This window comes from Thermoplasmata archaeon, assembly GCA_035632695.1.
Taxonomy (GTDB): Archaea; Thermoplasmatota; Thermoplasmata; order RBG-16-68-12; family RBG-16-68-12; genus RBG-16-68-12.
In genome coordinates, this window is record DASQGG010000184.1 from 1 (window position 1) to 10,317 (window position 10,317).

Consider the following 10,317-nt stretch of genomic DNA (forward strand, 5'->3'; position numbering starts at 1 on the left):
GCACGTCATCGGCACGCTCAAGGAAACCGTGGTGGGCAACGTGTCCACGCACGACGGGATCGCGTGGAACGTCACGGAGACGCTTCTCCTGCTCGTCGAACACCGCTCATCGGTCCTTGGGCCGGAGCCTGGGATGGCGTCGCAGGACGGGCCCTCCGCCAACGTGTCCGGATTCGTGTGGTACCGCCAGGCCGATCTCGCCCCGCTGTATGCGCGCAAGTCCGTGCACATGGTCCGGACCTGGAACGTGTCCTCGCCCGAGGACATGTCGACCTTCGATCACATGTGGCTGAACGGGACGTACACGCTGACGTACGACGCGGGGACCGAGGTCTGGTTCCACCCCGGGCTGACCGTGCTTCGGTTCCCCCTGGCCGAGAACGTGACCTACAACGTGACCTCGAACGCGACGATCCACACGTGGTCCTCGTTCAAGGTGAACGGACCGAACGTCACCTGGGGGACGGACCACTTCGCGACCTTCACGGTTCCCATCGGCCTCACCCTCCGGACGGGCCAATTCGAGAACGTGACGACGCCCGCGGGGACCTTCCGGGCCCTGCCCGTCTCCGCCTACCGTAGGCCGTTCGTGCCGCCGACAGAGGACCGCGACGCAAACGTGGTGACCAACCTGACCCTGGAAACGGATTGCGAGACGCCCCACGCCTTCGCAACCGCGTGGTTCAGCGCTCAGGCCGGGAACGTGGTCCGGGCGGACCTCGGCCTGGGCGGGTTCGAAGGCCCGCGGATTGTGCTGACCCTGGTCGCCTACAGCTCCGGCTAGAGGCGACCCCCGCACCCGCCACCCGAGCTTCCAGCACGTGCGACGACCCGCCTTCCGCAGCAGGCCATCCCGCGGCCTGCACCTGATGGCCCTGTCACGCGGGCGGCGCGGGGCGGCTCAGGGAGAAAACAAATGCCGCCCGGCGGCGTTGTTGCCGACAAGCCCGGGCGGCGTTGTAGAGGGATGCTTGTACCGGACCAACGACGCTCCGTGGCTATACGCCTTTGTCTCAGGCAGTCGAAGCGCGAGAACTGTGGCGGAAGACGATGGGCGCGACGGCGGGCATCATCCCGTACTCGAAACGTGCGGGAGGGAAGAGGTCAGCCGGGGGCGGGTTAATGGGCTGGTGACTCCGAAGGCCATGGGAGCCGACACTCGGTTGGCGCCGGTGTTCATCCAGGGTAGTTCCGCGGCCGCATCATGGCGACCTTCAGCGCGCCCCCTCTCCTCGCGTCGATCCACCCAGGCATGCTCGGTGGCTTCCTCCGTACGAATACGCCTGTCCTTCCTCGCCTCGCGAGCGTGCCTTCATTCAGCCTTTCGTTCCTCGTCCTCTTGCGGATCCACGAGCCGCAGGCGCAGGGCCGTCGGGGTGCCTTGGCCTCCTTCCCGCCCAGGTCCCTTGGCCAGGGCGGACCCTCGTTCATACGGTATGAGTCGAGCTTCAATATAGTCCTTCGACGCATAGCGAATCGTGCAGTCCACGAAGAAGGGGTTCTGGGACAACTTCACGTTCCGAGAAGACCGGCTCATCGTCGACGGATTCATCGTCTCGCTCCTCTTCGGAGTGCTCCTCGCGACCCTCGTGTCCCTGTCCCTCTCGGCATCTCCGCTTCGGCAGCACACGTACTTGGACTGGATCTTCTGGCCCGTGCTCGCCTTGCCGGTCCTCGTCTTCTTCGTGGCTTTCGTCCTCAGGACCTGGATGAAGCGTCGGAGGACGTGGTTCCCCGTCCATGGGAGCTAGCGCGGCTCCCCGTCGACGCGCGTGACGATGCCGGTTGGCTCCGATTCTCGTGGGCACCGGAGCAGCTGGAAATTCAGGTGGCGGATGCGGCGGCCGCCGCGACGGGTTGCAGCGGCCCTGCGCGGTCTTGGACGAGAAAATGAGGACGGAGGGCCCGCAGGCCCTCGTCCCTTCACGCCTTCGTCAGGCTCGGCCGCGTCTCCGTCCGTCGGACTCCGTGGACCTTCTGGATCTCGCGGATCACGGACTGCTGCAGGGCGTTCGGGTCCTTCGCGCCGATGCGGGCGATCACGTTGTACTCGCCCGTCGTCCCGATGAGCCGCTGGACGCACGGCACTTCCTGGAGCTCCTGCATGGCCCGCTCCGCGTCCACGGCGCGGATCAGGGTCCAGCCGTTGACGGGTTCTTCGGCCTCCTTCGTGCGGTGCCAATTCTCGAAGCCCGGGGTACAAGAACTTCAGGCGGACGGTGTCGCCGGGTTGCAGCGCCAGCGGCCTCGCGGACCCCGGGCGGTCCTGCGGACGGACCCGAGGGTCCGGTATCGCTCCCATCCGGCGGGAAACCGTGGGACACGGTTGAAAAAGCTTTGTCAACCGCAGAGCCATGGGTCTTTGTTGGGGCCACGGTCCATTCGTCGGAGGCGGCGCCCTCCGGTGTCACGTGTTCCCGATGGCACATCGCCTCTGGCATCGGCTCTCCACGGCACGTTCGGAGGACGGCGGTCGCAGCTTGGCCTTTGTCAAGTCGCCACCTGCTCCTCCCATGAAGCCGTCGCAACGACGGTGCGTGTCTCGTTCGACGACATCTTGCCGGCCCGTGCCGAGCACGTCGCGAAGAAAGCCGATCACCGGCTGTCCGGTCCCGGACAATCCCGGGCCTACGGGACCAGGGTCACCAACGGTCGTTCTATGGGAACGGACCGGAGTTGCTCGAGGACGTCCCCGAAGGGGACGTGATCCGTCCAGAGACGCCCCGTGGTCCGAAGGGTCTTCTCCTGCTCCCGGAGATGCCGCGTCCACATCTCCCGATCCTTCTTCCATCGGACCCGCTCCTCCCAGCTCTGCAGGTGATCGAGCCGGTCGCGCTTGAACCGTTCCACCTCCCGCCGGCAACGCTCGACCCGTGCGAGGGAGACACGCTCCCACAACGGGTCGTCCTCGGAGAGGCAGAACACGGTCCACGCCTCCTCGCCGGAACCGATGACCTCCGCGTACTCCGAGGAGGTGTCGGCGCACGCGCGGATCCGACAGCCCTCGTGCCGCCCCAGGAACGCCGCCACGAGCTCCACGAGCCGCGCGTCCCTCGCGGCGCCGTTTGGCCCACGATCCGGCTCGAACCACCGGAGGTACGTCTCCAGTCGAGAGATTGCATCCTCGCGGACCTCGCCGAAGTTGGCGGGATCCCAGAAGATCCAGATGTCGAAGAGCTCCCGATGACCGGCGCAGTAGAGGATGGACGGCCCCTTACAGGGGCGCACGCGCAAGGCCGAAGGCGCCATCCGATGCCCCCGGGGAGAAGCAGGTTGGAGCTCGGCGATCTCACGCAGCGTGTGAGCCTCGGAAGTGCGGACCGCGGCGTCCATCGATTCTCGCTCGGGAGCCACCCGCACCAACCAGGGGGCGGTCCCCCGAGTTCTCCCGCCCCGCGTCTCCGGCGCTCGCTTCGTGGACATCCACACCCTGCCTCCGTATATAGTATGGCGCCCGGGGAATATATAAGTATATTTGGATACCCCAGGACGGTGAGGGAAGGACCGTTCAGGAGGGGGTCCGATCGGTCATGCCGCGCACGTCACGCGGGCTGTCGAGACGCATGCGGGAACAGAATTCAGGCCGTCATCGCACCCGTGGTAGGATTCGGAGCGAGGACGCGGAGGCGCATCATCACAAGGAGGTACGCGGCGAGCCAGACGTCGGTGAGGGCGGTGCCCACGCGCACGAGCGACCGGTAGTCCTCAGGTTGGCGAAGGCCGACGAAATAGCCGACGGCAAACGCCGCGAGGATGTGGGTGCAGGCATCGTGGTGGATTGCAGTCATGCCACCTCACGAGGACAAGCGGTCTACGGGGATTCGAGGGTTCCGTCGTTGCCCAACAGAAGCCGTCGCAACTTTGCCCTTACGTCACGAGCCTGCGGTAGGCGCGACCTCCGAGCAGGATGAGGACCACGTTGAAACCAATGAGCACACCAAAGTCCATGCCCAGGCTGTAGTTCCCAATCCCCGGGGTCACCATGAGAATCCGGCAGGCGTCGACCATGTACGTGAGCGGGTTCACGGAGGCGACCGGCTGCAGCCACGTGGGGATGATGTTGATGGGATAGATCGCAGAGCTCGCAAAGAACAGGGGCATCGTGAGCAGCTGCCCGATCCCCATGAATCGCTCCCGGGTCCTCACGAGGGCCGCGATGATCAGCGAGAACGTCGCGAACAGGGCCGCGCCGAGGAACACGATCACAATGACGCCGAGTAGGGCGAGCGGGTTCAAGTTGACGTGGACCCCCAAGGCGAATGCGAGAGCGTAGATGACCAGAACCTGGGAGAGCGCGCGCACCCCGGCGGCGAGCGCCTTGCCAAGGACAAGCGCCGTGCGGGGCGTGGGGGTCACCATGAACTTGTGGATGATGCCGAGATCTCGCTCCCAGATGGCGGCGATGCCGTAGAAGATGGCGACGAACAAGACGCTCTGGGCCAGGATTCCGGGGGCCAGGAAATCGAGATAGGAGCTGTACCCCGTCTTCATTAACCCCAGGGTGGTCATCGTCTCCCCAAAGACGACGAGCCACAGGGCAGGCTGAACGGCGCGCGTCAGCAGCTCCGTGGGGTCGTGGCGCAGCTTCTGGGCCTCCAAGGCCACGATTGCAAGGGTCTTCCTCACATATCCACGCAGGAGGGCGGGGAATTCGACGAACGGGCCCGGGATCCCAGGCAGCCGAACGTGTTCGTCAACCAAGCCGCCGGGCAAGGCGCCGGGTTCGTGCAGCGTCACGGAACGTACCTCCTGAGTCCATCACTCCGCCCGAGTAGTGGGAGAAAACCTCATCGAGGGTCACATGCTCGGCCCCCGTCTCCCGGGCCACGCCCGCCTCGAGCTGCGCGGGCGTTCCCAAGGCCGCCATCTTCCCGAGGTGCATCACCGCGACCCGGTTGCAGAGCTTCTCCGCCTCGTCCATGTAGTGCGTGGTGACCAGGATCGTCGTCCGGTATTCGTCCCGGAGGGTGCGGATGTGGTCCCAGACCGCCTCGCGGGCCAGGGGATCCAAGCCCACCGTGGGCTCGTCCAGGAAAAGGAGGCGCGGCCGGTGGATCATGGATTGGGCGATCTCGAGGCGACGGACCATGCCGCCGGAGTACGTGCGGACGAGGCGGTCGGCGGCATCCGTCAAGCCCATCATGTCCAGCGAATCCCGCACGCGCGCCTTGATTTCTCCGGACGGGATGTCGTACAGTCGGGCGAACACGAGGAGGTTTTCGTACCCCGTTACGCTCCCGTCCGCGGACAGGAGCTGGGGGACGTACCCGATGCTTCGCCTCACATCCGTGGCTCGGTGCACGATGTCGAACCCGGCCACCGTGGCGGAGCCCGAGGTGGGCGGGAGGAGGGTCGCGAGCATCTTGATCACGGTCGTCTTGCCCGCCCCGTTGGGCCCGAGCAGGCCAAACGTCTCTCCCTCGGCGACGGAGAGCGTGAAATCGTCCACCGCGGTCAGCCCGTTGAATCGTTTGGTCAAGCCATGCGTCTCCAGGACGGGCAAAGGCTCAGCCTCCCGTGGGAACCGCCACGGTCAGGGAGGGCACGAACAGGGGCCGGAGGATTTCCATGGACTCGATGACCCGCGCCCGCTCGTCTCCGGATAGCGAGCCCAGCATCTCCGCGAGCCGTTCGAGGGCGCCCTCCCGGGCGGTCCGGACGAGGTCGCGCCCCGTTTCCGTGATCCGCAGGGCGATCCGTCGACGGTCCGCCGGAGAGTCTTCCCGCGTGAGGAGCTTCCGCTCCACCAGGCCATCGATGAGACGGGACATCGCGGGCAGGCTCAGGCCCACCCGCTCCGCGACATCGGACAGGGAGCCGCCGGACCTTCGCTCGAGAAAAGTCAAGACGCGGAACTGGGGCACGGAGATGTTCAGGGAGCGGTGCCGACGCATCTCCGTGCGGATGAACTGCATCACGGGGGGGACCGTTTCGAGGACGTGACCCGCGCAGGCCTTGGGCGAGGACGCGCTCATAGTTGCAGCACGCAACTATTGTGTAGATGAATCTTCTGTAAGAACTTCCCGGGACGGGAAGGTACGCCGCGCTCAGCGCGCGGACGCCCCCGAGAACCCGGTGGTGCTAACCCTACGGGGCGCCCCTCGGCCGGCAGCCGCAGGCCGCTGCGGCCGGGCACGTCGACCATCGCCCCCGCTTGCAGTGCTCGACCCAGATCCGGACCAGCACGCTCTCGAGCCGGGACAGGTCCGATGCAGCGGCCGTTACGCCCTCGAGCCCCAAGCGCCGGGCGGCGCCCATCGCCTCCTCCGAGAGGGGAACCGCGGGTCCCCCGACTCCGCGGAGCTCCCGCAGGAAGATCTGCACGGTCTTCGGGCCAACGCCGTCGATCCTCGTGAGCTCGACTTCGGCCTCCCGGACGGAGGACGCCTGGGTCACAATCCGACGCAGACGGTCTCCATGCAGGGCCGCCGCGATTGCGAGGAGTTTCGTCGCCGTGCTGAAATCGTACCGGACGTAGCCGCCCAGGTCCAGGATCGTCACCAGGCCGTCCCAGCCGCGCCGCTCGATGGTCCTGGGGCTCCGAATCCCCTCCTTGAACAGCAGCTGGGCCGTGGTCCTCGCCGCGGCCGCGGATATGGGCTTCGCGAAGAGGCTCGCCGCGACGAACCAGGGGAACCAGTCCTTCGGATCCCGGACATCTAGGCCGAGCAGCTCCGGGTACGTCCGTTCTCGGAGGAGTCGGCAGACGAGGTCTCGCTGCGCCACGGTGCTCCCTCGACCCATGGCCTGGGAGGGAAGCCTTTATCCCGCAGCATCAAATAGATTCTCTTGCTGGCCGCTCACCGTGGCACGCGCGTTCTCACGCCTGCGGATTTGGGACCGGGTCGGGGACGGTCTCCCCTGGTACCTCGCCGTGGCTGAGGACCGCATGCCCGCGAAGTACCTCATCGGCCGAAGGATTCCCTGCGACATCGAACTCCGACCGGCGACGGAGGACGCGCTCTGGGCCGAACAGGCTCGAGCCACGGATCGCTTCCTCGAGGCGTGGAGCGCGATCCGACGTGGGGAGCTGCGCCTTTCTCAGATGCCGCCCGCGTGTCCCTCCCTGGTGGACCTGACCGCCGAGCTCGTCTCGCGCATGCTCGGGCATTGCACGTTCTGCCGCTGGACCTGCCGTGTGGACCGGACGGCGGGGGTCAAACGCGGCACGTGCCAGCTCAAGGCCGATTCGTGCGTCTCGTCCTATTTCGCCCACCGCGGCGAGGAACTCATCTTCCGGGGCACGCACGGCTCCGGCACGGTGTTCTTCACCTCCTGCAACATGCGCTGCCAATTCTGCCAGAACGCGGATATCTCCCACGACAAGGAGAACGGCGTCGCCGTGAATCCCCAGGAGGTCGCGGCGATGGCCTGGCAGCTGCGGAAGGAAGGCTGCCACAACATCAACTGGGTCGGCGGGGAGCCGACCGTCCACTTGCACACGATCGTCGAGGCGATCCGGCTCCTCGGCAGGCCGCCGAATCCGGAGGACCTTGCGTATGTGGCGAGCGTGCACCCCGGAGCGGGGTGGACGTTCCCGAGGTCGGCGGCCGCGGGGGTCTACGAGGGCGAGTTCAACGCCCCCATGCTCTGGAACTCGAACTTCTTCATGAGCGAGGCGACAATGCGGATCCTGCGCCCCCTCGTTGACGTGTGGCTCCCGGACTTCAAGTTCGGGAACGACAAGTGCGCGGTCTTCCTCGCCCGCACGCCATGGTACTGGGAGACCGTGGCCCGGAACCACAAGCTGATCTACGATTGGGGCGAAGACCTCGTCATTCGCCATTTGATCCTGCCGGGCCACGTGGAATGCTGCACGAAGCGGGTCCTCGACTGGATTGCGAACAACACCCCGCGGGCCCTCGTCAACGTGATGGATCAGTACCGGCCCGAATACGCGTGCGACCCCTTCTCGCCCGCGTACGACGAACGCTACCGGGCGCTCTCGCGGCGACCCGACACGGAGGAGATCCGCAAGGCCTACGCATACGCCCGGAACCTGGGATTGCGTTTCGAGGAGCTCTCCTACGAGAACAACGTGACCGGGTTGCGGGCGTGACCGCGCCGCGGCGCCCGCATTCCCCATACCGCCATTCCAAATACGAGCGCCTCGCTAGGTGGATCGGGAGAGGATTTCAGGCCGCCCACGGAGGATGGGGATGCCTGGCAACGCCCACGCCGGATCGACGTTCGAGGAGGAGCACATCTGCCCGGAGTGCGGCAGCCCTCGCCTCGTGCGGGACGACGCGCGCGGCGAGCTCGTCTGTGGAGCCTGCGGTCTCGTCCTCGCGGAGAGCGCGATTGACGAAGGTCCGGAACGCGTCGCCCATTCCATGGAAGAGGCGGAGCAGCTCGCCCGCACGGGGCCGCCGCGGAAGCCCCTGTCCGGTGCCGCAGGCCTGACCACCGTGGTCCCGTACCCGAACCGGGACATCCGGGGCCGGCCGATCCCCGAACCCACGCGGAAGGTCTTCTACCGCCTCCGGAAGCTCCAGATCACGACTGCGCAGTCGGGCCGCGGGGAACGAAGTTCCGTGGCCATGGGCCGCACCCTGGATCGGGTTACGTCCCAGCTCGGCCTCCCGAACACCGTGCGCGAGGAGGCGGCGTTCCTGTGCCGTCGGGCGATCGAAGCAGGTGTCGTCCGGGGGCGGTCCATGATGGGCGTCGTGGCCGCGGCCGTGTACGCGGCGTGCCGAATTGACGGTGTGCCCCGCACCCTGGACGAGATGGAGGCCGTCGCGGGGATCTCCAGGAAGGCGATCGCCCGGCACTACCGCGAGCTCCTGCGAACCGGCGCCTTGCGGGCGGTTCCGTTGCCGCGTGCCCAGGAGTACGTCAGCCGGTTCTGCGCGGCGCTTGGGCTCAGCAGCCGGGCGCAGGCGATGGCCCTCCGGATCCTCGGGGAATGGGATCGCCTCGGTCTCACGGGGTCGTCGTCGCCCGTGGGGACCGCCGCGACGGCGATTTACCTGGCTGCCGAAGCCTGCGGCGAGCGCAAGCACCAGACCGAGGTCGCGCGCGTCTCCGGCGTGACCGAGGTCACGCTCCGGGCCCGGCTGGCCCTGGCGAAGCAACTCAACACCGCCCAGGGTGCCCCGTGATTGGGTCCCTCGGGCACGTACGCGGAATGGGCGAGGTCGCTCGATGCTCCCACGGAACTCACCGCGTCTTGGCACGGATACGGCTGGGCCCTCCCTCCCCCTCGAAACCGTTTCGCGAGCGGAGGGTGGCCCACAGTAGGATGCCCACCATCACGGAGGCGAATCCGACGACGCCGAGCGCGCCCATGAAGCTCAGCGTGTTGTGCAAGAACGACCACCCGGCGATGCTCAGCATGGCAATCAGAAGGACGATGGCTGCCCCAAGCAGGACATCGAACGTGCGGGTCGAGCCGCGTCCGGGGGGAGGCATACCCTGGCCCATATCCTCCCGCCGCATCAAGAGTCCTTCGGGTCCGAGGGCGGGAGCCTCACGGACCGCCAGGCGCGCGTCCAGAGCCTCGCGTTCGAACTCGGCTACTTCGAGTTCCCTAAGAAGATCGGACTCACGAACTTCGCAAAGAAGCTCGGTGTCTCGAAGGCCGCGCTCTTCGAGACCACGCGGACCGCTCGCCCGGTCCCGGTCGTACTTCGCCAGGCGGAAGGCGATAAACGTGCCTTCCATGGGTACCGTCTTATGCCCGCATTGGACAACATCCACCAGCCTTCCGGCGCCTATCCGGAGGGCGCATGGAGTGCAACGGCACGACCACCGTCGACCGCGTCGCGGACGACCTCGGCGAGATCCGCTACGTCTTCTGCGACGCCTGCCGGACAATCGCCGTGGACGCCTGGGACGCGCGGCGAAAGGGGAGGAGTTGGAGGATCACCTACCTCGACCCGAAGACTCGATAGACGTGCAGACGGCCCACCGACCCCGCTCGAAGACTTCGCGAGCGGATGGAGGCGCTCGGTGAGGACCCCCTCCGCCCCCGTCCCGGGGCGGACATTAAGCCCTTATGGACCCACGACGACCCGCCACTGTACCGCCTGCGGGTCGGCGAGTACCGCGTCCTCTACTTCGTCCTTCCGGGGGAGGTCCGCGTCACCGAGATCGTGCATCGGTCCCAGGCGTATCATGGCCTGGAGTGACTGCACTCTATCGCCGGAGGGCCTTCTCCAGTCTCTCCCGTAGCACGTCCCGCGGCAGCTCTCGCATCCCGACGTGCCGGTTCAGCCACATCACGTGGCCCACGTCGCTCGCCTCCGCCGCGTCCCAGAAATGGTCCGCAAGGAGGCAGAGGTCGGCTAGCTCGAGGCGGCACACGGGGCAGAC

Annotated in this window: 13 protein-coding genes and 1 pseudogene; 6 read left to right on the forward strand and 8 right to left on the reverse strand. The window is 66.9% G+C overall.

The genetic code is table 11. The features are described from left to right. Positions 1–784: hypothetical protein (locus VEY12_11665; GenBank protein ID HYM40775.1), on the forward strand; the 784-nt coding region annotated here is incomplete at its 5' end. A gap of 694 nt (positions 785–1,478) precedes the next feature. Beyond that, on the forward strand, positions 1,479–1,751 hold the full coding sequence (locus VEY12_11670) for a hypothetical protein (protein HYM40776.1): 273 nt from the start codon (positions 1,479–1,481) through the stop codon (positions 1,749–1,751). Positions 1,752–1,923: 172 nt separating this feature from the next. On the opposite strand, the gene VEY12_11675 is transcribed toward VEY12_11670, so the two are convergent. From VEY12_11675 to VEY12_11705, 7 genes are all read right to left on the reverse strand, one after another. Further along, entirely contained in the window at positions 1,924–2,106 is a 183-nt protein-coding gene (locus VEY12_11675; GenBank protein ID HYM40777.1) for an Lrp/AsnC ligand binding domain-containing protein, read from the reverse strand. Between the two features lie 522 nt (positions 2,107–2,628). Then, a complete protein-coding gene (locus tag VEY12_11680; GenBank protein HYM40778.1) occupies positions 2,629–3,249 on the reverse strand; it encodes a hypothetical protein in 621 nt (206 codons plus the stop codon). Positions 3,250–3,578: 329 nt separating this feature from the next. Then, on the reverse strand, positions 3,579–3,788 hold the full coding sequence (locus VEY12_11685) for a hypothetical protein (GenBank protein HYM40779.1): 210 nt from the start codon (positions 3,786–3,788) through the stop codon (positions 3,579–3,581). A gap of 79 nt (positions 3,789–3,867) precedes the next feature. Then, on the reverse strand, positions 3,868–4,737 hold the full coding sequence (locus VEY12_11690; protein ID HYM40780.1) for an ABC transporter permease: 870 nt from the start codon (positions 4,735–4,737) through the stop codon (positions 3,868–3,870). Further along, positions 4,694–5,479: an ATP-binding cassette domain-containing protein gene (locus tag VEY12_11695; GenBank protein HYM40781.1), complete on the reverse strand. Its 786-nt coding sequence runs from the start codon at positions 5,477–5,479 to the stop codon at positions 4,694–4,696. Before VEY12_11695 ends, VEY12_11690 begins: the two co-directional genes overlap by 44 nt. 28 nt (positions 5,480–5,507) lie before the next feature. Beyond that, entirely contained in the window at positions 5,508–5,975 is a 468-nt protein-coding gene (locus VEY12_11700) for a MarR family transcriptional regulator (protein HYM40782.1), read from the reverse strand. A 112-nt stretch (positions 5,976–6,087) separates the two neighbouring features. Further along, positions 6,088–6,726, reverse strand: a complete 639-nt coding sequence (locus VEY12_11705) for a hypothetical protein (protein HYM40783.1) — start codon at positions 6,724–6,726, stop codon at positions 6,088–6,090. Positions 6,727–6,805: 79 nt separating this feature from the next. On the opposite strand from VEY12_11705, the gene VEY12_11710 reads away from it, so the two are divergent. Continuing rightward, positions 6,806–8,059 carry a radical SAM protein gene (locus tag VEY12_11710; GenBank protein HYM40784.1) on the forward strand — a complete coding sequence of 418 codons (1,254 nt, stop codon included), beginning with the start codon at positions 6,806–6,808 and terminating at the stop codon, positions 8,057–8,059. A gap of 100 nt (positions 8,060–8,159) precedes the next feature. Continuing rightward, on the forward strand, positions 8,160–9,104 hold the full coding sequence (locus tag VEY12_11715) for a TFIIB-type zinc ribbon-containing protein (protein ID HYM40785.1): 945 nt from the start codon (positions 8,160–8,162) through the stop codon (positions 9,102–9,104). Between the two features lie 58 nt (positions 9,105–9,162). Here the strand turns inward: VEY12_11715 and VEY12_11720 are convergent, their stop codons facing one another. Continuing rightward, positions 9,163–9,414, reverse strand: coding sequence for a hypothetical protein (locus VEY12_11720; protein HYM40786.1), 252 nt, complete (start codon positions 9,412–9,414; stop codon positions 9,163–9,165). 317 nt (positions 9,415–9,731) lie between these two features. Here VEY12_11720 and VEY12_11725 point away from each other — a divergent pair, with 317 nt between their 5' ends. Together VEY12_11725 and VEY12_11730 are read left to right on the forward strand one after the other, a co-directional pair. After that, positions 9,732–9,896 (forward strand): hypothetical protein, encoded by a 165-nt coding sequence (locus VEY12_11725; GenBank protein HYM40787.1) that lies wholly within the window; start codon positions 9,732–9,734, stop codon positions 9,894–9,896. A gap of 39 nt (positions 9,897–9,935) precedes the next feature. Beyond that, positions 9,936–10,133: pseudogene (locus VEY12_11730) on the forward strand (type II toxin-antitoxin system RelE/ParE family toxin). The last annotated feature ends 184 nt before the right edge of the window (positions 10,134–10,317 follow it).

What these genes read in the sequence shown, in the direction of transcription:
- VEY12_11675 (HYM40777.1), bottom strand. Translation starts at nt 2,106, where the DNA reads ATGCAGGAGCTCCAGGAAGTGCCGTGCGTCCAGCGGCTCATCGGGACG.
- VEY12_11680 (HYM40778.1), bottom strand. Translation starts at nt 3,249, where the DNA reads ATGGCGCCTTCGGCCTTGCGCGTGCGCCCCTGTAAGGGGCCGTCCATC.
- VEY12_11685 (HYM40779.1), bottom strand. Translation starts at nt 3,788, where the DNA reads ATGACTGCAATCCACCACGATGCCTGCACCCACATCCTCGCGGCGTTT.
- VEY12_11700 (HYM40782.1), bottom strand. Translation starts at nt 5,975, where the DNA reads ATGAGCGCGTCCTCGCCCAAGGCCTGCGCGGGTCACGTCCTCGAAACG.
- VEY12_11715 (HYM40785.1), top strand. Translation starts at nt 8,160, where the DNA reads ATGCCTGGCAACGCCCACGCCGGATCGACGTTCGAGGAGGAGCACATC.
- VEY12_11720 (HYM40786.1), bottom strand. Translation starts at nt 9,414, where the DNA reads ATGCCTCCCCCCGGACGCGGCTCGACCCGCACGTTCGATGTCCTGCTT.
- VEY12_11725 (HYM40787.1), top strand. Translation starts at nt 9,732, where the DNA reads ATGGAGTGCAACGGCACGACCACCGTCGACCGCGTCGCGGACGACCTC.